25 protein-coding genes and 1 tRNA gene are annotated in these 25,296 nt (G+C 69.5%); 12 read left to right on the top strand and 14 right to left on the bottom strand.

Going from position 1 to position 25,296, the window contains the following annotated elements; translation table 11 throughout:
- Window positions 1–12 precede the first annotated feature (12 nt).
- The 6 genes from GC203_RS15445 to GC203_RS15420 form a co-directional block, all read right to left on the bottom strand.
- Window positions 13–1,206, bottom strand: a complete 1,194-nt coding sequence (locus tag GC203_RS15445) for an MFS transporter (RefSeq protein ID WP_293456235.1) — start codon at window positions 1,204–1,206, stop codon at window positions 13–15.
- On the bottom strand, window positions 1,203–2,441 hold the full coding sequence (locus GC203_RS15440) for an MFS transporter (RefSeq protein ID WP_293456232.1): 1,239 nt from the start codon (window positions 2,439–2,441) through the stop codon (window positions 1,203–1,205). Before GC203_RS15440 ends, GC203_RS15445 begins: the two co-directional genes overlap by 4 nt.
- A 111-nt stretch (window positions 2,442–2,552) precedes the next feature.
- A complete protein-coding gene (gene bla / locus GC203_RS15435) occupies window positions 2,553–3,416 on the bottom strand; it encodes a subclass B3 metallo-beta-lactamase (RefSeq protein WP_293456229.1) in 864 nt (287 codons plus the stop codon).
- Window positions 3,413–3,934, bottom strand: coding sequence for a translation initiation factor IF-3 (gene infC, locus GC203_RS15430; protein WP_293456226.1), 522 nt, complete (start codon window positions 3,932–3,934; stop codon window positions 3,413–3,415). The genes bla and infC overlap by 4 nt, the downstream gene beginning before the upstream one ends.
- 107 nt (window positions 3,935–4,041) lie before the next feature.
- Complete coding sequence (locus tag GC203_RS15425; protein WP_293456223.1) at window positions 4,042–5,025, bottom strand: glycosyltransferase family 9 protein; 984 nt, start codon at window positions 5,023–5,025, stop codon at window positions 4,042–4,044.
- Window positions 5,025–6,185, bottom strand: coding sequence for a glycosyltransferase family 4 protein (locus GC203_RS15420; RefSeq protein ID WP_293456220.1), 1,161 nt, complete (start codon window positions 6,183–6,185; stop codon window positions 5,025–5,027). Before GC203_RS15420 ends, GC203_RS15425 begins: the two co-directional genes overlap by 1 nt.
- A 45-nt stretch (window positions 6,186–6,230) precedes the next feature.
- On the opposite strand from GC203_RS15420, the gene GC203_RS15415 reads away from it, so the two are divergent.
- The gene (locus GC203_RS15415) at window positions 6,231–6,977 is read left to right on the top strand and encodes an alpha/beta hydrolase (protein WP_293456216.1); all 747 of its coding nucleotides are present in this window, start codon (window positions 6,231–6,233) and stop codon (window positions 6,975–6,977) included.
- Between the two features lie 58 nt (window positions 6,978–7,035).
- On the opposite strand, the gene metZ is transcribed toward GC203_RS15415, so the two are convergent.
- Complete coding sequence (gene metZ / locus GC203_RS15410; protein WP_293456213.1) at window positions 7,036–8,220, bottom strand: O-succinylhomoserine sulfhydrylase; 1,185 nt, start codon at window positions 8,218–8,220, stop codon at window positions 7,036–7,038.
- Window positions 8,221–8,348: 128 nt separating this feature from the next.
- On the opposite strand from metZ, the gene GC203_RS15405 reads away from it, so the two are divergent.
- The 3 genes from GC203_RS15405 (at window position 8,349) to GC203_RS15395 (ending at window position 10,103) form a co-directional block, all read left to right on the top strand.
- The gene (locus tag GC203_RS15405) at window positions 8,349–9,371 is read left to right on the top strand and encodes a 2'-deoxycytidine 5'-triphosphate deaminase (RefSeq protein ID WP_293456211.1); all 1,023 of its coding nucleotides are present in this window, start codon (window positions 8,349–8,351) and stop codon (window positions 9,369–9,371) included.
- Between the two features lie 88 nt (window positions 9,372–9,459).
- A complete protein-coding gene (locus GC203_RS15400; protein WP_293456209.1) occupies window positions 9,460–9,903 on the top strand; it encodes a hypothetical protein in 444 nt (147 codons plus the stop codon).
- A complete protein-coding gene (locus GC203_RS15395; protein ID WP_293456207.1) occupies window positions 9,900–10,103 on the top strand; it encodes a helix-turn-helix transcriptional regulator in 204 nt (67 codons plus the stop codon). The genes GC203_RS15400 and GC203_RS15395 overlap by 4 nt, the downstream gene beginning before the upstream one ends.
- Here GC203_RS15395 and GC203_RS15390 read toward each other — a convergent pair.
- Window positions 10,100–11,020, bottom strand: coding sequence for a hypothetical protein (locus tag GC203_RS15390; RefSeq protein WP_293456205.1), 921 nt, complete (start codon window positions 11,018–11,020; stop codon window positions 10,100–10,102). The genes GC203_RS15395 and GC203_RS15390 overlap by 4 nt on opposite strands.
- Before the next feature lie 8 nt (window positions 11,021–11,028).
- Window positions 11,029–11,637, bottom strand: coding sequence for an HD domain-containing protein (locus tag GC203_RS15385; RefSeq protein ID WP_293456202.1), 609 nt, complete (start codon window positions 11,635–11,637; stop codon window positions 11,029–11,031).
- A 158-nt stretch (window positions 11,638–11,795) separates the two neighbouring features.
- Here GC203_RS15385 and GC203_RS15380 point away from each other — a divergent pair, with 158 nt between their 5' ends.
- The 3 genes from GC203_RS15380 to GC203_RS15370 all read left to right on the top strand — a co-directional run bounded on the left by GC203_RS15380 (window position 11,796) and on the right by GC203_RS15370 (window position 13,306).
- Window positions 11,796–12,182: an MAPEG family protein gene (locus tag GC203_RS15380; protein ID WP_293456199.1), complete on the top strand. Its 387-nt coding sequence runs from the start codon at window positions 11,796–11,798 to the stop codon at window positions 12,180–12,182.
- A gap of 95 nt (window positions 12,183–12,277) precedes the next feature.
- A tRNA-Gly gene (locus GC203_RS15375) sits at window positions 12,278–12,352 on the top strand.
- 96 nt (window positions 12,353–12,448) lie between these two features.
- The gene (locus GC203_RS15370) at window positions 12,449–13,306 is read left to right on the top strand and encodes a DUF6065 family protein (RefSeq protein WP_293456196.1); all 858 of its coding nucleotides are present in this window, start codon (window positions 12,449–12,451) and stop codon (window positions 13,304–13,306) included.
- A gap of 12 nt (window positions 13,307–13,318) precedes the next feature.
- On the opposite strand, the gene GC203_RS15365 is transcribed toward GC203_RS15370, so the two are convergent.
- Both GC203_RS15365 and GC203_RS15360 read right to left on the bottom strand, forming a co-directional pair.
- Entirely contained in the window at window positions 13,319–13,690 is a 372-nt protein-coding gene (locus GC203_RS15365) for a YccF domain-containing protein (RefSeq protein ID WP_293456194.1), read from the bottom strand.
- Window positions 13,687–14,067 carry a potassium channel family protein gene (locus tag GC203_RS15360; RefSeq protein ID WP_293456192.1) on the bottom strand — a complete coding sequence of 127 codons (381 nt, stop codon included), beginning with the start codon at window positions 14,065–14,067 and terminating at the stop codon, window positions 13,687–13,689. Before GC203_RS15360 ends, GC203_RS15365 begins: the two co-directional genes overlap by 4 nt.
- 335 nt (window positions 14,068–14,402) lie before the next feature.
- Here GC203_RS15360 and GC203_RS15355 point away from each other — a divergent pair, with 335 nt between their 5' ends.
- A complete protein-coding gene (locus tag GC203_RS15355; RefSeq protein ID WP_293456190.1) occupies window positions 14,403–15,959 on the top strand; it encodes a hypothetical protein in 1,557 nt (518 codons plus the stop codon).
- Window positions 15,960–16,042: 83 nt separating this feature from the next.
- On the top strand, window positions 16,043–18,706 hold the full coding sequence (locus tag GC203_RS15350) for a TonB-dependent receptor (protein ID WP_293456189.1): 2,664 nt from the start codon (window positions 16,043–16,045) through the stop codon (window positions 18,704–18,706).
- A 45-nt stretch (window positions 18,707–18,751) separates the two neighbouring features.
- On the opposite strand, the gene GC203_RS15345 is transcribed toward GC203_RS15350, so the two are convergent.
- Complete coding sequence (locus GC203_RS15345) at window positions 18,752–19,279, bottom strand: recombinase family protein (RefSeq protein WP_293456188.1); 528 nt, start codon at window positions 19,277–19,279, stop codon at window positions 18,752–18,754.
- Window positions 19,280–19,501: 222 nt separating this feature from the next.
- On the opposite strand from GC203_RS15345, the gene GC203_RS15340 reads away from it, so the two are divergent.
- Window positions 19,502–21,079 (top strand): response regulator, encoded by a 1,578-nt coding sequence (locus tag GC203_RS15340; protein WP_293456187.1) that lies wholly within the window; start codon window positions 19,502–19,504, stop codon window positions 21,077–21,079.
- A 108-nt stretch (window positions 21,080–21,187) separates the two neighbouring features.
- Complete coding sequence (locus GC203_RS15335; RefSeq protein WP_293456186.1) at window positions 21,188–21,466, top strand: DUF6356 family protein; 279 nt, start codon at window positions 21,188–21,190, stop codon at window positions 21,464–21,466.
- 7 nt (window positions 21,467–21,473) lie between these two features.
- Here GC203_RS15335 and GC203_RS15330 read toward each other — a convergent pair whose 3' ends face one another.
- Both GC203_RS15330 and GC203_RS15325 read right to left on the bottom strand, forming a co-directional pair.
- Entirely contained in the window at window positions 21,474–23,567 is a 2,094-nt protein-coding gene (locus GC203_RS15330; RefSeq protein ID WP_293456185.1) for a M13-type metalloendopeptidase, read from the bottom strand.
- Window positions 23,568–23,707: 140 nt separating this feature from the next.
- A complete protein-coding gene (locus GC203_RS15325; protein ID WP_293456184.1) occupies window positions 23,708–24,433 on the bottom strand; it encodes a Crp/Fnr family transcriptional regulator in 726 nt (241 codons plus the stop codon).
- A 351-nt stretch (window positions 24,434–24,784) separates the two neighbouring features.
- Between GC203_RS15325 and GC203_RS15320 the strand changes: the two genes are divergently transcribed.
- Complete coding sequence (locus tag GC203_RS15320) at window positions 24,785–25,294, top strand: thioredoxin family protein (protein WP_293456183.1); 510 nt, start codon at window positions 24,785–24,787, stop codon at window positions 25,292–25,294.
- Window positions 25,295–25,296 lie beyond the last annotated feature (2 nt).

Raw genomic sequence — 25,296 nt, 5'->3', positions numbered from 1 at the left:
GTCTGGACGCCCTCAGGCCGGCCGGAGCGGGGCGGCGGCGATGATCCGCGAGGCGAACCAGAGGGCGGGCAGGATCAGCAGCGCCGAGATCGCGAACGGGGCGCCCGGCTGGATCAGCGAGAAGGCCTGTCCGGCCGCGACGGGGCCCACGATACGGGCCAGCGCCATGCCGCTCATGTTCAGGCCCAGCATCTCGCCCTGCCGGTCGGCCGGCGCCGAGCGCGAGATCAGCGCCGAAACGTTCGGGAAGCAGATCGACTGGCCCAGGCACACCAGCAGGAACCCGATCATGGCCACCGGCCAGCTTGGCGACAGGCCCTGCACGACGAGGCCGAGGCCCATGAACGCCAGGCCGCCCGTCAGGGTGCGGGCCTCGCCGAAGGCGCGCGCCAGGCGGCCGCAGAGCCAGCCCTGGAACACCGCCCCGGCCACGCCCACCAGCATGAAGGCCAGGCCGATCTCGCGCGGGCCCCACCCGAACCGCTGCTCGGTCCATAGCCCGTAGGTGGCCTCGATGCCGGCGAAGCCGATCACCACGATGAAGCTGATCATCACCACGCGGCTGATGATCGGGTGCGCGAAGCCTTCGCGCAGGCGGGCCGAGCGCACCCGGCGCACGGCCTTCGGTCGGTCGGGGCGGTGCTCGCGCACCAGCAGCACCACCGCCAGGGCCGAGGCGAGCGCGAAGCCCGCCGCCACCAGCAGCGGCAGCTGGAATCCCAGGGCGCCGCGGCTGGGCTGGGCCAGCAGGCCGCCGATCGCCGGACCGGTGGAGAAGCCGGCGCTGAACGCCGCGCCCATGATCCCCATGCGGCCCGCCCGCCGCTCGGGCGGCGTGATGTCGGCCAACGCCCCCTGGAGCGTCGAGATGTTGCCGGCGAAGAGGCCATTCAGGAACCGGATCGCGAAGGCCGCGGCGATGTTCGGCGCGAAGGCCAGGGCGGCGTAGCTGACGCCGACCATGGTGATGGTCACGATCAGCACGGGCTTGCGGCCGATGCGGTCCGACAGCTTCCCCCAGAACGGCTCGCCCAGGAACTGGCCGACCGAGAAGGCGGAGAACAGCAGCGTCACCTGCCACGCCGGCGCGTCGAACGCCTGCGCGAAGAAGGGCAGCAGCGGGATCACCAGGCCGAAGCCGGCGATCATCAGGTAGATCACCGTCAGCAGGACGATCAGCGCGCGGCGCTCTTCCGCCAGGGTCATGGCTGTCCGCCTGCCGGCTGGGCCGCGCGCCAGACCTTCGCCCGCCGACCGGCGCTGATCGACAGGAAGATGGCGGGGATGACGAACGCCGCGCCCTGGAAGAACGGGCCGTTGATCGAGATGCTGGCGAAGCTGAGACCCGCGCAGAAGGGCCCCACCACGCGCGCCAGGGCGCCCATGGCGTTGTTGAGCCCGAGGATCTGGCCCTGCCGATAGGGGTCCGCGGTCTCCGAGATCAGCGCACTGACGTTGGGCCAGGCCACCGACTGCCCCATGGCCGACAGGCTCATCAGGGCGATCGTCATCGGTCCGCCGGTCGAGAATGGCTGCAGGCCGATGCAGACCACCGTGATCGCCATGCCGACCGCCAGCATGGTCGCCTGGCCGAACCGTTCGGACAGGGGCCCCGTCAGCAGGAGCTGGGTGCACGCCGAGGCGACGCCCACGAACATGAACGCCCAGCCGATCTCGCGCGGGCCCCATCCATAGCGGTCCTGCGCCCACAGCCCGAAGATCGACTCGATGCCCGTGAAAGCGAAGCCGACCAGGAAGGTGACCAGCATCAGGCGCCCGATCACCGGGTGCCGTGCGGCCTCGCCGGTCGCCACCCACCGGCTCGGGCGGTAGGTCGCGCCCTTGTCCCGCTGGCGGCTCTCCTTGATGAACAGCGCGATCGCCAGCGCCGAACTGCCGAACAGGCTCGCCGAGATGAACAGGGGCAGCTGGAAGCCCACATGGCCGAGCGACGGCTTGGCGAAGACGCCGCCCAGCCAGGGGCCGACGATCAGGCCCACGTTCCAGGCCGCGCTCATCCAGCTCATGGAACGGGTGCGGCGCTCGGCCGGCGTCACGTCGGCGATGTAGCCCTGGATGATCGAGCCGTTGCCCGAGAACAGGCCGCCGCACAGGCGGATGAAGAACGCCGCCCAGGCGTTGGGCGCGAACGCCAGCGCCAGGTAGCAGAGCCCGTTGGCGCAGATCGTGGAGATGAGCAGCGGCTTGCGGCCGTATTTGTCCGACAGCCGCCCCCAGAACGGCTCGCCGAAGAAGGTGCCCACCGAGAAGGCCGAGAAGATCAGCGCGATCTGCCACGCCGGCGCATCGAACGACTTGGCGTAGAAGGGCAGCAACGGGACGATGATCCCGAAGCCGAGCATGTTCAGGAAGATCAGGCCGATGAGCGACAGCGCCGCCCACGGCGGCGGGGTCGCCTGCCTGGGCGGCGTTTCTGACATGGACGGCGAATTAGGCGCGCTGGCCGCTCGCGGCAAGCCTTGCGGCGCCGGCGCCACACAGATCGCTGTTCACCGTTGGCGTGCGGCCACACCTTCCGGGCCGCGCCTGGCCTAGGGGTTCTGCTTCTTCAGCTCGGTTCGGAACGCGGCTTCGGTCTTGGCGTAGAACGCCTTGCAGCCCTGGGGGTCGACGAAGGCGTCGGCCTTGCCGGCGTCCAGCGCCTTCTTCTTGGCCTGCATGCCGTAGAACGAGGCGTGCGAGCCGAGGAACACCTCGCAGGGCAGGGCCTTCCAGGTGGCGAAGCTCTTCTCGAACTGGGCGGTCTGGCCGGGCCAGGTCTCGACCTTGCCGATCCTGTAGCCGGGCAGGACCGTCGACGAGCAGTGGACCAGGGCCTGGCGCGTCTTGCCGGCCACCGTCACGGGGAAGGTCCAGGTGGTGCAGCCCGCCGTGTGCCCGCCGGTGATGTGGGCGGTCAGGGTCCAGCCGCCCAGCTTGACCTGCTGGCCGTCCTTCAGCGTCACGGCCACCGGGACCGGCTCGTAGTAGAACCGCTCGGCCTTGAGCAGCGGATCCCCACGTCCGCCAGCGGCGATCACCGCCCCGTCCGCGGCGCTGGCGTAGAGCTTGGCGCCCGGCGCGGCCTTCGCGATCGCCGCCAGGCCCGCGGCGTGGTCGAAGTGCTGGTGGGTGTTGAGCAGGATCTTCACCTGCGACGGGTCGAAGCCCAGCGTGCGGATGTTGGCGACGATCTGCTTGCCGGTCTCGGCGTCGCCGCCGTCCAGCTGGATCAGGCCCGCCTTGGTGACGATCAGGTAGGCGGCGTAGTCGGCCGAGCCGACGTAATAGAGGCCTTCGCCGATCTTGAACGGCGGGTAGGGGGCGTCGCCCGGATCGGCGGCGAGGGCCCCCGACGCGAAAACGGCCGCCGAGAGGGCGACCGCTCCGAAAATCCGAAAATGCGTCAGGCTCACCGCGGCGCCAGGATCATGATCATCTGACGACCTTCCATCCGCGGCTCGTACTCGACCTTGGCGACCGGCTCGAAGTCGGCCTTCACCTTCTGGAGCAGCTTCATCCCCAGTTCCGGGTGGGCCAGCTCGCGGCCGCGGAAGCGCAGGGTGATCTTCACCTTGTCGCCTTCCTCGAAGAAGCGGTTCATCGACCGCGCCTTCACCTCGTAGTCATGGCTGTCGATGTTGGGGCGGAGCTTGATCTCTTTGATCTCCACCACCTTCTGCCGCTTGCGCGCCTCGTTCTTCTTCTTCTGCTCCTGGAACTTGAACTTGCCATAGTCCAGGATCTTGCAGACGGGCGGATCCGCGTTGGGGACGATCTCGACAAGGTCGAGTCCGGCTTCTTCGGCGGCCTCGATGGCGGCCGAAGTCGGCATCACGCCCTGTTTCTCGCCGTGCTGGTCGATCAGCAGGACGCGAGGGACGCGGATATCTTCGTTCATGCGCGGCCCTTCCTTGACGGGCGGCGCTTGCATGGGGCGGCGAATAGGCAGTGCTCCGGGCTGTTGAAACGCAAAAAACGCCGGGACGCGAGAAGCGCTCCGATCGTCTGATCAGTATATGACCAACGGGCCCCTTCGTATCAACCCGCAGCGGTGGCCGGGACCAAAGAATTGACCGCCTGCGCCACCTGCGCCACAGGCAGGTCGGCTAGGTTGTCCGACCGCAGGATGGCCACGCGGCCCCGCGGCGCCGACAGCGCCGGGTCGGAGGCCTTGGAGAACAGCACGATCGTGGGCGCGCCGGCCGCGGCCGCCAGGTGGAGCGGGCCGGTGTCGTTGCCGACCGCCAGCGCCGCCTTGGCGCCCAGCATGGCGACGGAGGCGAAGTCGGTGCGGCCGGTCAGGTCGCGGGCTCGCGGCGCGGCGCGCTGTATCGCGTGCGCCAGGTCGGTCTCCTGCGGGCCGCCGATGACCACGATGTCGAACCCGCGCGCGTAGAGGATGCGGGCCAGCTCGGAATACTTCTCGACCGGCCAGCGCTTCTCAGGGCGGTGCGCCGAACCGCCGGGGACGAACATCACATAGGGCCTGGGCTTGTTCGAGCCCGGCACCGGGCGCTCGGGCGGCGCCGCCTTCAGCACCCACGACAGGTCGGGCGGCGGCGCGGCGCCGGGCTCGGTGGGCGCGTCGGGCCAGATGCCGGCGTACATCAGCTGGTCGGCCTGCCGCTCGAGGGTGTGCATGCCGTTCCGCAGCGTGTTGCCATGGGGCAGGGAGCAGCCCAGCGCGATCCCCGACCAGGCCGGCGGGTTCGGCCGCAGGATCTGGAAGATGCGGTTCGACTGCGAGGAGGTCTGGAGGTCGTAGACCCGGTCGTAGCCGGCGGCCTTGAGCCGCTTGCGCAGGGCCATCCAGTCGCGGAAGCTCTCGGGCCGGCCCCCGGTGTCGACCGCGTTGAAGTAGGGGCAGATCCTGGCCAGCGCCTCGAAGGGCGGCGTGGTCAGCAGCGTGATGTGCGCCTTCGGGTGGGCCTGGCGAATCCGCTTCATCGCCGCCAGCGCCAGGACGAAGTCGCCCAGCGCCGACAGCTTGATCACCAGGATGCGCTCCATCTGCCGCGGCATCAGGCGCGCGCCTCCAGGATGTGTTCGTAGGCCGCCAGGGTGGCCGCGCACATGGCGTCGGCGGAATAGAGCTGGCGGGCCCGGTTGCGGCCGATCTCGCCCATGTCCGCCCGCTTGCCGGGGCCCAGGTCGATGGCGCGCGCCAGCGCCGCGGCCCAGGCCTCGGCGTCGTCGACCGGCGCCAGCCAGCCCGTGACCTCGTTGACCACGGTCTCGGTGACGCCGCCGTGGTCCGAGGCGATCACCGGGCGGCCCATCGCCTGCGGCTCGACCGCCGCGCGCCCGAAGCTCTCCGGCACGCTCGTGGGCAGGATCGCGAAATCGGCCAGCAGATAGGCGGCCGGCATGTCGTCGCAGTGGCCGACGATCTTCACCACGTCGTCCAGGCCCGCCGCGTCGATCGCGGCCTGCACCTCGGCCGCATAGCCCGTGCGGCCCTGGTCGTCGCCGGCGAACAGGATCTGGAAGTCGCGGCGGCCTTGCGCGACCAGGCGGCGCGCGGCCTCGACGATCATCAGGTGGCCCTTGATGCGGGTCAGGCGGCCCGCCAGCAGGATGCGGGTCCGGCCGTCCGCCCCGACGCCCCAGGCGTGGCGCAGGTCGTCGATCCGGTTGGCGGTCACGAACCCGGGGTCGAAGCGGTCGAGGTCCACGCCGCGCGGAATGGTCACCACCTTGGCGGGATCGACATGGTGCTCGGCCAGCACGTGGTCGCGCGTGTACTCGGAATTGGCGATCACCAGATCGCCCCGCGTCATCACCGCGTTGTACCAGCGCTTCAGGCCCGACCTGGCCTTGTAGACGCCGTGATAGGTGGCCACGAACGGCGTGCCCGTCGCGTGCGCCGCCCACAGGGCCGAGAAGGCCGGCGCGCGGCTCCGCGCATGGACGATCGAAACCTTCTCCTGGCGGATCAGCGCCACCAGCCGCGCGGCGTTGCCCAGCATCACCAGCGGGTTCTTGGTCTGGACGGGCATCTGGGCCATGCGCCCGCCGTCGGCCTCGAGCCGGGCGGTCATGCGCCCGCCGCGCGTGGCGACCAGCGCCGTGCCGCCGGCGCGGACCACGGCCTGGGCCACGTCGATGGTGCTTTGCTCGGCCCCGCCGGTTTCCAGTTCCGGGACCACCTGCAGCAGGGTGAAGTCGGGAGGCAGCGACACGGGGCTTCTCTAAACTGGTTCGTCCCGAACTGCTAAGAGGCGCGCATGAGCGAAACGAACGGATTCCTGGACCGCCCCGACGGCGAAAGGATGGCGTGGCGGCGCGTCGACGGCGCGGGCCCCACGGTGGTCTGGCTGGGGGGCTTCAAATCCGACATGACCGGGACCAAGGCCCAGGCCCTGGCCGACTGGGCGCTGACCTCGGGCCGCGCCTTCCTGCGCTTCGACTACTTCGGCCACGGCGAGTCCTCGGGCGACTTCGCCAGGGGCACGATCAGCCGCTGGCGCGACGACGCGCTCGCCGCCCTCGACGAACTGGCGCCGGGCGAGGTGATCCTGGTGGGCTCGTCCATGGGCGGCTGGATCGCCTGCCTCGCCGCCCTGGCGCGGCGCGAACGGATGAAGGCGATGGTGCTGATCGCCCCGGCCCCCGACTTCACCGAGAAGCTCATGGGCCCCGAGATCCCGCCCGAGGGCCGTGCCGCCCTCGCCGCCGACGGCGTGTGGCTGCGGCCGTCCGAATACGGCGATCCCTATCCGATCACCCAGGCCCTGCTCGACGACGGCGCGCGCTGGTCGATCCTCGGCGGCGAGCCGATCCCGATCGAGGTTCCCGTGCGCGTGCTCCAGGGCGGCGACGATCCCGACGTGCCCTGGCGCCATGCCCTGGAGTTGGCGATGACCCTGAAGGGCGACGACGTGGTCTTCACCCTGGTCCGCGACGGCGACCACCGCCTCTCGCGCCCGCAGGACATCGCCCGCCTGCTGGCGGCCGTGGACGAGGTGGCCTGAACCCGGGTTGGGCGCGCGCCGCGGGCGGAAAACCGCTCCGCACCTCTCCTCGACGCGCTCAGGCCGCGTCCAACGCCCGGCTCACGTCGCGGCCCAGGTCGCCGGCGCCTTCCAGGCCCACGCTCATCCGCACCCAGCCCTCGGTCAGGCCGATCTCCAGCCGCTCGGCCTCGGGCATCGAGCGGTGGGTGGTGGTGCAGGGGTGCGTGGCCATCGACTTGGCGTCGCCCAGGTTGTTGGAGATGTCGACGATCTCCAGCTTGTCGAGGAACCGCCAGGCCGCGGCCCGGTCGCCCAGGTCGAAGGCGACGACGTTGCCGCCGCCGCTCATCTGGTTGGCGATGATCGCGGCCTGCGGGTGGTCGGGACGGCCCGGATAGATCGTCTTCCTCACCTTGGCGTGGGCGGCGATCAGGTCGGCCAGCTTGCCCGCCGTCTCGGTCTGGCGCCGGACCCGCAGCTCCAGCGTCTCCAGCCCCTTCAGCAGCACCCAGGCGTTGAACGGCGACAGCGCCGGCCCCAGGTGGCGGGCCATGTCCTTGTAGGCCTCGGTCATCAGCTCCGCGCCGCCCAGGATGGCCCCGCCCAGCACCCGGCCCTGGCCGTCGATGTGCTTGGTGGCCGAATAGACGACCACGTCCGCGCCCAGGGCCAGGGGCTTCTGGAAGATCGGCGTGGCGAAGACGTTGTCCACCACCAGCTTCGCGCCGGCGGCGTGGGCGATCTCGGCCACCGCGCCGATGGCCGTCACCTCCAGCAGCGGGTTGGCCGGGCTCTCCACCAGGAAGGCCCGCGTGTTGGGCCGGACGGCCGCCTTCCAGGCGTCGAGGTCGGTGGCGTCGACGTAGGTGGTCTCGATCCCGTACCGGGGCAGCCAGTTCGAGACGATCCAGCGGCACGAGCCGAACAGCGCGCGGCCCGCCACTAGGTGGTCGCCGGCCTTCAGCAGGCCCATCAGCGCCAGGTGCACCGCCGCCATGCCCGACGCCGTGGCGCGGCACTGCTCGGCGCCTTCCAGCAGCGCCAGCCGGTCCTCGAACATCTGGGTCGTGGGGTTGCCGAAGCGCTGGTAGATGAAGCCCGGCGCGTCGCCCGCGAAACGGGCGTCGGCGCTGGCCGCGTCGTCGTAGGCGAAGCTCTGGGTGAGGAACAGCGCCTCGGAGATCTCGCCATACCCCGTGCGCATCATGCCGCCGCGCACCGCCCGGGTCTCGATCTCCCAATCGCGCGGATCTTCCGCCATGACGGCCTCCTTCGGCAAACAGGACGCCGCTTGAACGGCAGGGGCGCCGCCCCGTCAAGGTCCGCTTGGCCGCGAGCGGCGCCTGAGGCCTTGCAACACCCGCGTTCTGCGCTAAGGCTTCGCCGCCCATGAGCGATTTCCCCGTTCCGGGCATCCTGCCCTGCCAGTCCATCGAAGCCCTGATCGCGGCCGGCGCGATCACCTCCGCCACGCCGTGGGAGGACGACCAGGTCCAGCCCGCCAGCCTCGACCTGCGCCTCGCCGGCAAGGCCTGGCGCGTGCGCGCCTCGTTCCTGCCCAGGCACGGGACCGTGCGCCAGCGGATCGCCGAGGTGGCCATGCACGAGCTCGATCTCACGGGCGGCGGCGCGGTGCTGGAGCGCGGCTGCGTCTACATCGCCGAGCTGCAGGAGCGGGTGAAGCTGCCCAAGGGCGTCTCGGCGCGGGCCAATCCCAAGAGCTCCACGGGCCGGGTCGACGTGTTCGTGCGCGTCATCACCGACTACGGCGACGCCTTCGACGACGTGGACGAGGGCTACGAGGGGCCGCTCTACATGGAGATCGCGCCCCAGACCTTCTCGGTGCTGGTGCGGTCGGGCACACGCCTCAATCAGCTGCGCCTCAAGGCCGGCGTGCCCGAGCGCCTGCGGATCGAGAGCGTCGGCGTCGACCTGACGGGCGAGGTCGCCGGCTTCCGCGGCCGCCGCCACGCCGGCGTCGTCGATCTCGACCACGAGGACGGCCACGATCCGCGCGACTTCTGGGAGCCGTTGATCCCGCGGGGCGGCCAGCTCCTGCTCGATCCCGGCGAATTCTACATCCTGGCCTCGAAGCAGCCGGTGGAGATCCCGGTGCTGGAGGCGGCCGAGATGACGCCCATCGACCCGTCGGTGGGCGAGTTCCGCGTCCACTACGCCGGCTTCTTCGATCCCGGCTTCGGCACCGACGAGGCGCACGGCAAGGGCTCCAAGGGCGTGCTCGAGGTGCGCAGCCACGAGACGCCGTTCATCCTGGAGGACGGCCAGACGGTGGCCCGGCTGGTCTACGAGCCGCTGACCGAGCGGCCGACCCGCCTCTACGGCGACCTCGGCTCCCACTACCAGCGCCAGGGCCTGAAACTCTCCAAGCACTTCAAGGTCTGGGGCGAGTAGGCCGATCAACGAAGCCCGACATTTGTCCAGCGTCCTTGACAGGCCTGATATGTCATGTTTCCTTGTCATCAAGACAAGGAGACGCGACATGAGCGGTCCATCTCGACTTCACCGCAACCTCTTGATCGGCGTCGTGTGTTTCGCGGGCCTCGCCGTGGCGATGGTGCTGACGCTGCGCATCGGCGTCGCCATGGGCTGGAGCCAGCCCGCGCGCATCATCGCCGGCACGGCCGGCGCCGCGGCGCTCGTCCTCCTGTGGGGGCTCTTCGCCATCCGGCTCAACCGGTCGATGGACGAATACCAGCGCTGGCGCGAGCAACGCGCCTGGTATGTGGGCGGCCTGGCCGGGCTCCTGCTGTCGGTGCCGGCGTATGCTTTCGTGGGCCTGGGCGGCCTGCACTGGCTGTTCCCCGCGACGGATGCGGGCCCGGCCGCCGCGCGGGCCTTCTCCAGCGGCTACATGCTGGCGCTGTTCATGCCGACGGCGGGCGCCGTGATCTACGGCCTCTGGACGCGGCTTGCCCGGCGATGAAGAACCGCCTGAAGGTGCTTCGCGCCGAGCGCGACTGGAGCCAGGGCGACCTGGCCGACCGGCTGGGCGTCTCGCGCCAGAGCGTCAACGCCATCGAGACGGGCAAGTACGATCCCAGCCTGCCGCTGGCCTTCCGTATCGCCCGGCTGTTCGCGCTGCCGATCGAGCAGATCTTCGAGGACGGGAACGCGGGCCCTTAGTCCCGGCCGGCGCAGGCGTTAGGGGCCTGCGGCTTCCAGGCGATCCGTCGCAGCTCCGACCCGTTCCACCGGAGGAGCGCGAAGCAGAAGCCGGGCCCGCCGTTGATGACGTCCGGCCAGCCGTCGGCCCCGCGGGTCGACTGGAACTCCGGAATGCCGGGGCTGTCGAACACCTTGCGCCAGGTTCCGTTGGCTTGCTTGGCGACCACCACATATCCCGTGCCGGTGTTGCCGTAGCAGAAGGTCCCGGCGTCGGTGACCACGGCGTCCGGCCGTCCGTCGCCGTTCAGGTCGTTGAACTCGATGGTGGCCTCCGTCGACTTGTCGCAGGCCGGGTGCCTGCCGCGCACGGCGGGGAAGCCGGCCGCCTTGAACGCCGCTTCCTTGTCGGCCGCGCTGACGGCCATCGGCTTGGGCGGGCCGGCGGAAGGCGGCGCGGCGGGGGGCGGCGGCGCGGCGGCGGTCGTCGTCCCGCATCCCTTGCTCATCAGGTATTCGCGCCCGTTCCAGGTCCAGGTCGGCTGGCAGCCGCCGCCCTCCAGGCTCAGGTCGCGCCAGCCGTTGGTCTGGGTCTTCAGCAGCATCAGCCGCCCGCGTCCCCTGGCGACCGCCCGCCAGCGCCCCGTGGCGTCGCGCTCGAGGATCGAGAAGGATTCGCCCGTGCCGCCATAGCAGACGGGATCGATCTCGGCGGCCACGGCCTCGGGCCGGCGGTCGCCGTTCAGGTCGACGAAGGCGAAGCGCGGCTGGGCGGGCCGGCCGCAGCTGTTGACCGCCTGGGTCCCGCGCATGGTGAAGCCCGCCGCCCCGGCGAGCTGCATGGCTTCCTGGGGCGAGATGCGGCCCTGGGCCGCCGCCGCGCCGGCCGCGGCCAGAGCCGCCAGCCCCGCCGCTACGCTGAAACGCCAACCGCGCATGGCCGGCGTCAGGCCGCCTGCGGCTTCTTGTAGATCGACCGCTTCGGCGCCTCCATCACCCGCCGCATCATCGGGACGAAGGCCTCGAGCGGCATGGTGTCGTAGGCGGGATCGAACGAGTTCTGGTCGTACAGGTGGCAGAACTGGGCCGTGTATTCGAACCACGGATGGCCGCGGAACTGTTCGCGCATGTCGCGATCCAGGCCGATATAGTGGAAGAAGTAATAGCCCTGGAAGATCCCGTGGTGCTCGAGCATCCAGTGGTTCTGCTCCGAGACGTAGGGCTTCAGGATCGCCGCGCCCAGCTCGGCGTGGCTGGCCGGCAGCAGGATGTCGCCGATGTCGTGCAGCAGGGCGCAGACCACATATTCCTCGTCGCGCCCGTCGCGGTGGGCCCGGGTGGCGGTCTGCAGCGAATGCTCCAGCCGGTCCACATTGAACCCGCCGTGATCGCCCTTCAGCAGCATCAGGTGGGCCAGGATGCGGTCCACATGCTCGCCGCGGTGGGCGGCGGCCGCGCGGCCGATCGCGGCCCAGTCCTCCGCCGTGCCCTCGGTCATCGCGCAGAACCTCGCCCGGTCCTGCGCGTCCTTGCTCAGCATCTCGCCGTCGGCCATCGCCCCGTGTCCTCGCCTATCGTGTTCGACGAATGGTGCGCCCCCGCCGGCGTCCGGGTCAACGCGCCCGAGGTTGAATCTCGCCAGGTTTGACGGGCCGCACGCCGACCGCTGATATCCGGGCACGTCCGCAACAAGGACGATTCGGGGAAGGCAACATGTCGGTCGAGCTTCAGATCCTGGTGTGCGCCGTGGCGCTCACGCTCATCCAGATGCTGGTCGCCGTGGCCGGCTCGTTCAGCCAGTCCAGCCTGCCGGTGCTCGTGGGCAACCGCGACGGCATGGCCGAGTATCCCGGCTGGGCCGGACGCGCGCACCGCGCCCACCGCAACATGCTGGAGAGCCTCGTCCTGTTCGCCGCGCTCGTGCTGGTCGCCCATGCGGCGGGCCGCGAGAACGCCATGACGGCGCTGGGCGCCCAGCTCTTCATCTGGGGCCGGGCCGCCTATGCGGTGATCTATGTGGTCGGGCTTCCGTGGGTGCGTACGGCGGCCTGGGCCGTGGCCCTGGCGGGCGTGGTGCTGATCCTCGCCCAGCTGTTCTGAGGCCCGACGCCTCCGGCGTCCCGCGCCTTGAGGGGCGGCCCGGGACGAGCTAAAGGGATCGCCCCCGGGGCGGCGCCCGCCGTCGCCCCGACGGCGCGGGTGTAGTTCAGAGGTAGAACGTCAGCTTCCCAAGCTGAATGTCAGGGGTTCGATTCCCCTCACCCGCTCCAGGTCCCCCATCGCCGCCCCGCACGTCCCGGCTTTTCCGCAGCCGTGTCGCAGTTCTGTTGCAGTTTTGAGTCTTGTTGCGGGCGGCGAGGGTAGAGATGGCGAAGCGTTTGAAGGGGTCCGCGCCCGAGCGTCCGCGGAGCGCGCCGGCGCGGAAGGCCGAGACCGAGCTGACCTGCTACGTGCACGAGGGCTGGGCGCCGCGGATCGTCCCGGCCTCGTCCCGGCGCGGCTGGATGGACGCCACGCCGGAGAGCTACGCCTACCGCTGCCTGCCGCTGTCGATCGCCAATTCGCACGGCTGGGAGGTGCTCAGCCCCTGCGGCTTCTCGGCGTGCTGGCGCGGCGACATCGGCACGGGTTCGGTCGAGATCGTGCCCGACAAGGGCGCCGACCCGCGCAAGCTGCCGGAATCCCTGTTCGGCAACGGCGTCATCACCTTCCACGTCGACGGGGTGATCCGCACGTCCGAGGGCTGGAACCTGTGGGTCGGCGGGCCGCCGAACGGGATCAAGGACGGCATCGCGCCGCTGGCCGGCGTCATCGAGACCGACTGGTCGCCCTACACCTTCACGATGAACTGGCGCTTCACCCGGCCGGACGTTTGGATCCGGTTCGAGGAGAACGAGCCGTTCTGCTTCTTCTTCCCCACCCCGCGCGGGGTGGTCGACGGGCTGAAGCCCGAACTGCGGCCGATGGAGGACAATCCCGAGCTGCTGCAATCCTACGACGGCTGGAGCGCCGCCCGCGCCGCCTTCCAGGAATGGGTCCACCGCACCAACCCCAAGGCGCCCTCCGACCAGTGGCAGAAGCTCTACTACCGGGGCCTGCACCCGCAGGGCCAGCGCGGCGCGCCCGATCACGAGACCAAGCTGCGCCTGTCGCCGTTCCGCCAGACCGGCTCGCGGCGGGTCTGCCCGGTCGATCACACGGCAGGCGGGCGGAAGCCGCGCTGAGGGGGCCGCCCGTCAGACCTCCACCACCGCCTTGCCCACGGGCATCAGCGCCAGGCCGGCCAGCTTCACGTGCTGCCAGGCGAAGGGGATGCCGATGATCGTCACCGCCAGCGCCGCGGCGATCAGGATGTGATGCAGCGCCAGCCACCAGCCGGCCAGCACCAGCCACAGGATGTTGAGGCACCCGCTGCTGACGCCGGGATCGCGGTCGACCACCACCTTGCCGAACGGCCAGTAGCTGAAACCCGCGATGCGGAAGGCCGCGGGCGTCCACGGCATGCCGATGACGGTGATCGCCAGGATCACGCCGGCGATCAGCCAGGCCGTGCCCGAGATCCAGCCGCCGAGGATGAACCACAGGATGTTGAGCAGCAGCCGGATCATTCCGACCGCTCCGCCCGGCGCGCTTCGCGCATCTCCCGCAGGATCGTGCGCAGATTGCTCTTCACTTCTTCCTGCTCCTCGTGCGTCCAGGCGTCGGAATCGACGATCAGCCGGGCCGCCACCAGGCCCGCCAGCAGGATGTTGAACACCCAGGCGGCCACCATCAGCAAGCCGGCGATGACGCGCGCGGGCAGCGTCTCGGGCGAGAGGTCGCCATAGCCGGTGGTCGTCACCGTCGCCACGCCCCACCACAGCGAGTCGGCCAGGTCCCAATGTTCGAAGCGGCCGACGCCCAGCGAGCCGCCGAGGAAGGCCGCCAGGTAGAGGCCCCCCACCTCGGGGATGGTGTCGAGGAGATTCGGAATCCGGAGCTTCATCGAAAGGGGCCCCCCGCTGAGTCTGCTCGCGTGTCGACGCCCATACTCAGGGGCCGCTCCGCGAAAATCCATGGCTCGCCGCCGCGCGCGCTTTTCCGACGTTCGCATCCCCTTGCGCCGAGTGCGGCCGAAGCATCGCGTCGCGAACTATTTTTCCTACATGGCGTGGCTTTCCGACAACGGAATCAGAAGCGTCACAATTCTGCGGGGGAGGCGTCACAAAGGACCCCTAAGTGTCCGAGCCCAGGGCGGGGCTGGGAGCTGAAATTCTCCGGCGAAGCCGTTCGTCCGCGCGACATCGCGCGCCTGGTTCGAAGCCGTTGGAGAGACCCAAGATGACCGGCCATACGCTGAAGACATTCCTCCTGTCCGCCGCCGCGGCTGTGGCGCTGGCCGGTTGTGACGGAGCGTCCGACATTTCGTCGCCCGGGACCGGCGGCAACGTCACCATCAACAACCCGTCCACGCCCTCGACGCCGACCACGCCGACGACCCCGAGCGGCACGGTCACGCCGGCGTCGGGCTGCCCGACCATCGCCGATCCTCAGGGCCTGAAGGACGACGGCACGATCACCGGCCCGACGGGCACGTGGCGCGTCTGCAGCCTGCCCTCGCGCATCAACAAGTCGATCACCCTGACCAAGATCGCCGGCCTGCTCTACCAGCTGCCGGGCCGCGTCGACGTCGGCACGGACGGCGGCTTCACCAAGGGCTCGTCGGACACCAACGTCACCCTGACGATCGAGCCGGGCGTCATCGTCTACGGCGGCACGGGCGTGTCCTGGCTGGCGGTCAACCGCGGCAACAAGATCAACGCCGTCGGCACCGCGACCAAGCCGATCATCTTCACCAGCCGCGACAACATCCTCGGCCTCAACACCGAGACCTCGCAGGGCCAGTGGGGCGGCGTCGTGCTCATGGGCCGCGGCAAGGTCACTGACTGCACCACCGGCTCGACCGCCGCCGGCACCTGCGAACGCCAGACCGAAGGCGCGGTTGATCCCGCGGTGTTCGGCGGCGCCGACAGCGCCGACAGCAGCGGGACGATGTCGTACGTCCAGATCCGCTACTCGGGCTACGTCCTGAGCGGCAACATCGAACTGCAGTCGCTGACCACCGAGGGCGTCGGCTCGGGCACCAAGCTCGACCACATCATGAGCTACAACAGCTCGGACGACGGTTCGGAGCACTTCGGCGGCTCGCCGCAGATGACCTACTACATCGCGGTCGGCGCCGACGACGACAGCCTGGACGTCGACACGGGCGCCCAGATGAACGTCCAGTACGCCCTGCTGCTCCAGCGTCCGGGCAAGGGCGACGCCCTGAACGAGATCGACTCGAACGGCTTCGAAACCGACACGCCGCGGACGAAGCTTCAGATGTCGAACTTCACGATGATCCAGAGCCAGGTCAGCAGCAACAACGAGGCGGCCGACCAGGCGGCGGTGCTCTACCGCGGCAACGCCGACGTCACGCTGGTCAACAGCATCATCTACACCCCGAACAACGAGTGCATCCGCATGAACGGCTCGGGCACGACGCCGGCCACGCTGACGGCGCGCTCGGTGGTGATGACCTGCAACTCGACCAAGTACATCGGCACCGGCAGCTACACGGCCGCCCAGGTGCAGACGATGTTCGGCGCGGGCTCGAACAACAACAAGGACGACTTCACCTCCACGCTCTCGAGCCTGTTCGTGAACGGCTCCAACGAGACGGGCGTCGTGGCGTTCGACCAGTCCACGCTCGGCTCCTTCTTCGCCAAGACGACCTACGTCGGCGCCGTGAAGGACGCGAACGACACCTGGTGGCAGGGCTGGACCTGCAACAGCGACGCCGCGAACTTCGGCTCCGGCAACTCCGGCGCCTGCTCCTCGCTGCCGACCACCTAACCAGCCGCTGACTTTGTCGGAGGGGGGCGGCCGGCGACGGCGGCCCCCCTTTTCACCAGCTTGCCACTCCAAGGGGGTCGGAAATGATCACGCGGCGGCTCACTTCGTTACTGCTGCTTTCCACCGCACTCAGCCTGCCGACGTTGGCCTACGGCGCCGACCAGCCCACGTCTCCGGCCGCGGCCTCAGCCGCCCAGCCGGCGTCCGCCGCCGCGCAGGAACAGCCCGAGGTTTCGATCCCCGGCGTCGCCGAAGTCGTGGTCACCGGCGCGCGCGCCAACGTCGTCCAGTCCACCTCCCAGGTGCTCTCGGTCCTGTCGACGGAAGAGATCAAGCGGAGCGGCGAGGGCAATATCGCCGGCGCGCTGACCCACCTCAGCGGCCTCAGCCTGGTCGGCAGCGGCTACGTCTATGTGCGTGGTCTTGGCGACCGCTACTCGCTGGCCCTGCTCAACGGCTCTCCGCTTCCGAGCCCCGAACCCCTCAAGCGCGTCGTGCCGCTCGACCTGTTCCCGAGCAGCATCATTTCGTCGGCCCTGGTGCAGAAGAGCTACTCGCCCAACTTCCCGGGCGAGTTCGGCGGCGGCGTGATCAACCTGACCACCCGTTCGATCCCGGCCGAGGGCTTCGTCACCATCGGCGGCTCCGTGTCGGCCGACACCGCCACGACCAACCGGTTCGGCTACACCTACTACGGCAGCAAGACCGACTGGACCGGCTACGACAACGGCCAGCGCGACATCCCCTCCGCGCTCGGGGCCTTCCTCGCGAGCGGCGAACGCATCAGCTCGGGCAAGGTCGACACGGTCCCGATCGCCAGCCAGCTGGTCAACAGCCGCAACGCCGTCCTGCAGGGCTGGAACCACCTGCCGGCCAACTCCTCGGTCAACCTCGCCGGCGCCAAGTCGTTCGAGATGGGTTCGTACAACCTCGGCCTGATCGCCGCGGCCGGCTACAGCAACAAGTATCAGACCCGCGACGCCATCAACCAGACGTCGCTGCAGGGCGATCTCGAGGACCTGGAGTCCGACTTCCACCGGGTGACCACCGACCAGCGGGTCATCGTCAACGCCCTGCTGGGCGCGGCGGTCGAATTCGGTGAGTCCAACGAGAACAAGATCCGCTTCACGAACGTCTACGTCCACGACACCATCAAGCACTCGCGGCTGGGCCTGGGTAACCGCCACGGCACCACCGTCGACTACATGCAGCAGGACACCGCCTGGTACGAGCGGCAGCTGTTCGACACCCAGGTCGTGGCTGAGTTCAAGCCGACCGAGAACCTGTCCGTCGACCTGCGCGGCAGCTACGCAAAGACCAAGCGCGAGGCGCCCTTCGAGCTGTCGTTCGAGTATGTGCGCACGAACGTGGCGTCCGACCCGTTTGGCCAGTACTTCATCAATCGGCTGAACAACGGCAACAACGGCGACGCGCAGGTCAGCTTCTCCGACCTCAACGAGCGTCTGTGGTCCGGCGGCGCGGACGTGTCCTACAAGGTCTCGCCCGACCTTTCGTTCACGGTCGGCTACGCCTACGCCGACACCCGGCGCACCAGCTCGCGCCGCGACTTCCAGTTCCAGGCGCCCAGCGACTTCCCGGGCGGCGTCGACATGTTCCGGCCGGATCTGCTCCTGCAGCCGTCGATCATCAGCAACTTCGGCGTCACCCTGATCGACATCAACGAAGGCAGCCCGGCCTTCCTGGCGACCCTGAAGAACCACGCCGGCTACGCCAAGGTGAACGGCCGGCTGTTCGACTCGCTGAAGTTCGACGTGGGCGTCCGCTACGAGACGGCCAAGGAACAGGTCGCCCCGATCGAGGTGTTCAACACGCCGGGCGCCTCGACCGCGGCCACGAGCCTCGACAAGGACTACTGGCTGCCCGCCGCCACCCTGACCTGGGAGATCCAGCCCGGGATGCAGCTGCGCGGGAACCTGTCCAAGACCCTGGCGCGGCCCCAGTTCCGCGAGCTGATCTACCAGTTCTATTTCGACCCGGACAACAACCGCACCTACCGCGGCAACCCGCTGCTGGTGGACAGCGAACTGACCAACGCCGAGGTCCGCTACGAGTGGTACTTCGGCGGCGACCAGCGCGTCTCGGCCGCCGGCTTCTACAAGAAGATCGACAACCCGATCGAATCCTTCGTCTCGGGCGAGTCCTTCACCACCAGCTTCGCCAACGCGCCCAAGGCCAACCTCTACGGCGTCGAGCTGGAGGCCCAGAAGACCTTCGATCTCGATTTCTGGGGAGGCGACTTCTGGGCCAGCCGGCGCTTCCGGGTGGGCGGCAACTACACCTACTCGAAGTCGGAGCTGAAGGTCTCCGCCAACGATCCCGTGGCGGTCTTCGCCTCGAGCTCGACCCTGGCGACCGATTTCTTCCGCGACGGCGCGCCGCTGACCGGCCAGTCGAAGCACGTGGCCAACCTCGAGCTCGGCTTCGAGGAGCGGGGCCACCTGTCGCAGCAGACCCTGCTGGTGAACTTCGCCAGCAAGCGCGTCACCAGCCGCGGCCTGGCCAACACCGGCCAGCCCGACATCTACGAATACCCCGGCATCCGGCTCGACTTCGTCGCGCGCCAGGGCGTGGAAGTGGCCGGACACGAGGTCGAGCTGAAGCTGGAAGCCCGCAACCTCACCGGCCGGAAGTACAAGGAATACCAGAGCGCCGGCGGCAAGCGGGTCGATCTCAACACCTACGACCTGGGCCGGGTCTTCACCGCGTCCGCCAGCGTCACCTTCTGATCGGCGGCTCGGGGATCGGCCGGGGCCGGGGCGATGCGCCCGGCCTCAGGGCCGGCCCTCGCCCAGGATGTCCGAGATCTCGTTGGGCGAGAGCCGGAAGACCAGGCCGATCTCGCGCAGCGAATGGCCGCGACGCCGCATCTCGCGCGCGAACGACACCTGGTGGCGCGAGAGGCCGTCCGGCTCGGGCCGTGCGCGCCGCCGCGTAGGCGCCCGCGACGGGCGGCGCGTCTCGTGGTCCGCCAGCAGCGCGAGCACGCGCGGCACCCCACCGTTCGGCGCCAGGGTCTCCAGCTGCGAGCCGCCGACGAACCGCAGCTTCACGCCCGTTTCGAAGAACCGGCGGATCATCCGGGTGAGTTCGCCGGTCGTCGCCTCGAACGCGTCGAGGCTGTAGGCGACCACCTCGTCGCCGAGTTCGAGGCCGTTGAGCAGCCGGAACAGCGCGCGTTGGCTGCCGGGCGACGGCGGCCCTTCCTCCAGCCACACATCGCAGCCGGTGGCCTCGATGAGCCGCCGCTGCTGGTTCGGCGGCGGCAGGCCCGGCGAGCGGCGGATCAGGCCGTAGCGCATGTGCGGGGAAGCTCCCGGTCGACGAACTGCGGGGCCTGAACTTGCCCTGGCGATGCGACATCGCGGTGAAGCTTTGGTGACAATACGCCAGCGCCCCGGGGCGTCGCCGCCTCCACAGGCGTTGTCGCCAAATTGTCATAAAAGATTCAAAGGCTTCGGGCGCGCGATCAACCAAGAGTTAGGCGTTGCGGTGCGAGACCTTCCGCGGGCTCGGGGCGTCTCATGACCTTTCTTCGCGAAATCGCGCCGTTCATTCCTCCGGCGTCGCCGGACGACCGCGGCGAGACGATCTTCCGACGGTTCGAAATCGAGCCGGACACCATGGCCATCGCGATTGTGGACGACGACGGCCGGCCCCTGGGGCTCGTCGAACGCAACTCCTTCCTCGTCCGCATGGCGGCCCAGCACGGCCACGCGCTCTGGTCGCGGCGGCCGATCTCGGCGGTCATGCAGACCGACCCGCTGGTGGCCGAAGGCGACCTCACGGTCGAGCAGTTCTGCGGCGAGGTGCTGGAGGAGCGGCCGTCCGAGCTGCTCCACGGCTTCATCGTCACCCGCAATGGCCGCTACGCCGGCGTCGGCGCCATGCTGGCCCTGCTGCAGGCGTCGGCCGCGGCCGCCACCCTGCACGCCAGCCAGGCCCGCGACGCCCTGGCCGCCCGCGCCCGCTTCCTCGCCGTCATGAGCCACGAGATCCGCACCCCCCTCAACGGCGTGCTTTCCGTGGCCGAGATCATCCGGCGCAAGTCGGCCGATCCGTCGCTTCGCCCCCTCGTCGACACCATCGTCGAGTCGGGCGGGGTCCTGCTGCGGCTGCTCAACGACGCCCTCGACCTCTCGCGGGCGGAGGCCTCGGGGCTCGAACTCGACGTCCAGCCGTTCGATGTCGCCGGCCTGCTGGACGAGATCGCCAACCTCTGGTCGCCGCAGGCCGAGATCAAGGGCGTGCGGCTGGACACCCGCTTCGCGGGGCCGGCCGGCCTCTGGCTCGCGGGCGATGCGATCCGGCTGCGCCAGATCCTCAACAACCTGATCAGCAACGCGCTCAAGTTCGCCGCCAGCCGGATCGACGTGCGGATCCTCGCCACCGAGTCGGCGTCCGGTGCGGTGCGCGTCGAGGCCAGCATCGCCGACGACGGTCCCGGCGTGCCGCCGGACCGCCGGGACAACATCTTCGCGCCGTTCCAGCAGACCGAGGAGGGCGCGCGCCTCGGCGGCGCCGGGCTCGGGCTGGCCGTCTGCCGGCAACTCGTCGAGGTCATGGGCGGGGTCATCGCCGCCGGCGAGAGCGACTATGGCGGCGCGCGCCTGGCCTTCGAGATCGAACTGCCCCGCGCCCACGCGCCCGGCGGCGCGGAGCCTGCGCCGGTCGGCCATGCCGTCGAGGACGCCGCGCGCGCGGCCCATGTGCTGATCGCCGACGACAATCCGACCAACCGCATGGTGGCCCGCCAGCTCTGCGAGATCTTCGGGCTCAGCGCCGAATGCGTCGACGACGGCGCGGAGGCCGTCGAGGCGGCGCGGTCCGGGCGGTTCGACCTGATCCTCATGGACATTCAGATGCCGGGCATGAACGGCGTCGATGCGACCCACGCCATCCGCTCGATGCGCACGGCCGTCGCGCTCACGCCCATCATCGCGCTCACCGCCAACGCCGGCACCGCCGACGCGACCTTCTATCGCCGCGCCGGCATGAACGGGGTGGTCGCCAAGCCGATCAATCCGGAGGAACTGCTGCGCGCGATCGACGATGTGCTGGCGTCGGCGGCCGAGCCGGAGCAGGCGTTCAGCGTCGCGTGACCCCAACGGAGATTCGTCATCTCCAGATTGGCGTGATCGAAGAAAGTCATCCTACGTCTGGTCGGGAGGTCCGGAAAATCGGGCGATGATCTTTCCGCCGGCTCCGTCATGCTGGGGGCGATCCTGGCGAATGGGGCGCATATGCTGAAGGTCTTCACCCGCCACCCGCAGACCGTGGGTGAGAACTATCTGGAGCACCTGGTCTCGGCCTGGGGCTTCGCCGCCACCATGGTCGTGGCCGCCGCCGCCTGCGCCCTGCATGGCCTGTTCCCGTTCGCGTTCCAAACCTCGGGCAGCCGCCGCGTGCGCGAACTGCACCGGCGGATGGTCACCCACCGCACGAAGGGCAAGGCCCCGTCGCGCGACGAGGCCGGCGCCTACATCTGAGCCGGCGCTACCAGATCTTCACCCGCTGGTCCGGCGCGACGTAGAGCTTGTCGCCCGGCTGCACGCCGAACGCCTCGTACCAGCCCGGGATGTTGCGGATCGTGCCGTTCACCCGATAGATCGCCGGCGAGTGCGGATCGGTGGACAGCCGTTGCCGGAGCTGCTCGTCGCGGATCTTCTCGCGCCAAACCTGGGCCCAGCCGAGGAACACCCGCTGGTCGCCGGTCAGGCCGTCGATGACCGGCGCCGGCGCGCCCTTCAGCGACGCGTGATAGGCGTCGAGCCCCAGCGACAGTCCGCCCATGTCCCCGATGTTCTCGCCCATGGTCAGCGCGCCCTGCACGTGCGCGCCGGGCAGGGGCTCGAAGGCCGAGTACTGGGCGCCCAGCCGGTCGGCCTGGGTCTTGAACTTGGCCGCGTCCTCGGCGGTCCACCAGTCGCGCAGGACCCCGTCGCCGTCGGACTTGCGGCCCTGATCGTCGAAGCCGTGGCTGATCTCGTGGCCGATCACGCCCCCGATGCCGCCGTAGTTGATGGCCGGGTCCGCGTCGGGATCGAAGAACGGCGGCTGCAGGATCGCGGCCGGGAACACGATCTCGTTGTTGGGCGGGTTGTAATAGGCGTTCACGGTCTGCGGGGTCATACCCCACTCGCTCTTGTCCACCGGCTCGTTCAGCCGCGACACGTCGCGCCGCCATTCGTAGGCCGTCGAGCGCATCGCGTTGCCGTAGAGGTCGTCGGCCTTGAACGTCAGGGCGGAATAGTCGCGCCACTTGTCCGGATAGCCGATCTTGACGGTGAACTTCGATAGCTTCTCGAGCGCCTTGGCCTTGGTCTCCGGCCCCATCCAGTCCAGCTTCTCGATGCGCGCCTTCAGCGCTGTGCGGATGTCGCCCACCAGGGCGTCCATCTTGGCCTTGGATTCCGGCGGGAAGTAGCGGGCCACATAGACGCGGCCGACCGACTCGCCGATCGAGTTGTCCATGAACTCCACGGCCCGCTTCCAGCGCGCCTTCTGTTCCGGCTGGCCCGCGAGGTCCTTGGCGCGGAACTCGAAGTTGGCGTCCACGAACCGCTTCGACAGCAACGGCGCGGCTCCGTCAGCCAGATGGAACGCCTGCCAGGCCTTCAGCGTGTCGAGCGGCGTGTCGCGATAGACGGCGGCGAATTTCGGCAGCGCCGTGTTGGTGGTCACCACGATGCGGTCGACCTTGGGCAGCTCGGTTCCGGCCAGGTAGCGGTTCCAGTCGAAGCCGGGCATGGCCGCGTTCAGCTCGGCCGGGGACATCGGGTTGTAGGTCTTGTCGCGGTCGCGGCGGTCGACCCGCGACCAGCTGACCTCGGCGAGCCTGGTCTCGAAATCGACGATCGCCTTGGCGTGCTCGGCGGGCTTGTCCCAGCCGATCATGGTGAGGATCTGCGCGACGTAGGCCTGATACTTCGCCTTCTTCTCCGCGAACGACGGCTGCAGGTAGTAGTCGCGGTCGGGCAGGCCCAGGCCGCCCTGCGTCGCGCCCACCGCGTAGCGGGTCGGCGCCTTGAAATCGATGGTCACATAGACCGGCACGATGGTCGCGAAGCCGCTGACGTTGGCCTTGCCCATGAGGGCCGTGAAGTCGTCCTTGGTCCGGACCTTGCGGATCTGGGCCAGTTCCGGCGCGATCGGCTTGGCGTCCAGCGTCTCGGCCAGCGCCTCGTCCATATAGGCCTTGTAGCCCGCGGCGATCTTGGCGGCGTCGGGATCGTCCAGCTTGCCGGCGGCGGCGTCCTCCAGGATCGCGTGCTGGCGGTCGTCCGAGAGCGCCCGCAACTTGTCGAAGTTGCCATATCGCGTCCGGTCGGCGGGAATCTCGGTGCGCTCGGCCCATTTGCCGTTGGCGAACTTGAAGAAGTCGTCGCCCGGCCTGACGCTGCGGTCCATGCCGCTCATGTCGAAGCCCCAGGTCCCGTAGTGGGGCGAGGCCAGCGAGACGGCCTCGGCGTCGCCCGCCGTGGCGGCGGCCAGGGTCGCCGCCGGCTGGGCCTGGGCGAGCCCCCCGCCAAGGATGAGCGCCGCGCTCGCCGCGGCCGTCAGCAGGATCTTGCGCGTTTTCGAAACCATGAGCCTCGTCTCGTTCGGCTGGGGTGGGCTCCGCACGCGGAATCGCCCTCGGCCGTCAAAAGACGGGGAAAAGCCGGTCGATGCAACGTCGCCGCGACGAGCGGACCCGCCGGGTCGATGTCCGCGAACCCGGCCGTCGGTCAGCGCCTCGCGCCGGTCGCCGGGTCCAGCAGACGCGCGTAGGTCTCGCGGATCGCGCCGTAGCACTCGCAGCTCAGCGCCTCGAGCCCCGCCCGGTCGACGATGTCGACGACGCCCCGGCGGTAGCGGATCGCGCCCCGGGCCTGCAGCGAGCGGGCGACGGCCGTGACGGTCGTGCGCTGCACGCCCAGCATGTCGGCGAAGAACTCCTGGGTCAGCGCCACCCGGTCGGCGTTGACGCGGTCGTGGCAGGTGAGCAGCCAGCGGCAGAACCGCGCCTCGACGGAGTGGAGGGCGTTGCAGGCGGCCGACTGCATGGCGTGCCCCAGCAGCGCCTCGCCGTGCCGATCGACCAGGAGTCGCAGCGCGGGGCTGCGGAGCCAGGCCTCGTGGAGGCGTTCGGCGCTGATCCGCGAGGCATGCAGCGGCGTCTGGACGAGCGCGCGCCCGAGCGACTGGCGCGGGGCGACGGCCGCCGCCAGCCCCAGGGCCCCCTCGGGCCCGATCGTGATCGATTCGATGGCCGCGCCGCTCTCCATCAGGGTCAGCAGCGAGATGACCCCATCGTGGGGGAAGTAGACGTAGTCGACTGGATCGCCTGGGTCGTAGAGAAGACGGCCCCTTTCCATATCCACCTGAAGCAGGTGGGGCGCGATCAGAGCATGATCTTCCGGAGGCAGGGCTTCGAGCAGGCTGTTCGGCAAGTCGGGGCTGCGCCTTTGCATCGGGGATTGAGAACGCCGCTCCACGGCACTGGTTTCAGGCTATCGGCGCCCGCGCGCAAAGACTGTCGAGTACTCGACACTCTCAGGTGTAAGACGGAAAAATACACGCGAATTTCCCGCGCACTTGCGGCGCAACATGGAACAAGCCCCCCGACCGCGCGTCGGATAGTCGAGTCAACTACACCTGAATGAAATCAAGGGCGCTGCGTCAGATCGTATCAACTGGAAATTGAAATTAACTTATTGATCCTAAGTGCGAATTTGTCCTTCCGGCCATCGGCGCCTGTCCCCGCGAGGCTTGACGCCGGGACCTCGAACACCAAATTCAGCGATCCGCTTCTGGAGCGCCCTATGATCCGATACCTCGCCGCCGCCGTTGTCCTCGCGCTCGCGGCGCCCGCCGCGGCCGCCCCGGCGCCGAAGGTCAGCATCTCCGACTACGGCCAGCTCAAGACGCCGCTGCCCTACCCGTATGACGAGAAGGCCGACGCGAACGCCGCCGTCGACGGGGCGCTGGCGCGGGCCAAGGCCGGCGGCAAGCTGCTGATCATCGATCTCGGCGGCAATTGGTGCGGCGACTGCCGCATCCTGGCGGCGACGATGGAGCTGCCCGAGATGAAGCGCTTCATCGATCGTCATTTCGAGCTGGTCAGCGTCGACGTCGGCCGCTTCGATAAGAACCTGCAGATCCCGGCGCGCTACGGCATCACCACCCGGCTCGAAGGGGTGCCCGCCCTGCTGGTCGTGGATCCGAAGACCGGCAAGCAACTGGTGAGCCGCCAGCAGGTCGCCGACCTCGCCGACGCCCGCCACATGACCCCTCAGGCCCTGGCCGACTGGCTGGCCCAGTGGACCCGTTGAGC

The sequence above is a fragment of the Phenylobacterium sp. genome, assembly GCF_016124325.1.
In the GTDB taxonomy this organism is placed as follows: domain Bacteria; phylum Pseudomonadota; class Alphaproteobacteria; order Caulobacterales; family Caulobacteraceae; genus Phenylobacterium.
This window is presented reverse-complemented; position numbering and strand designations above follow the sequence as displayed.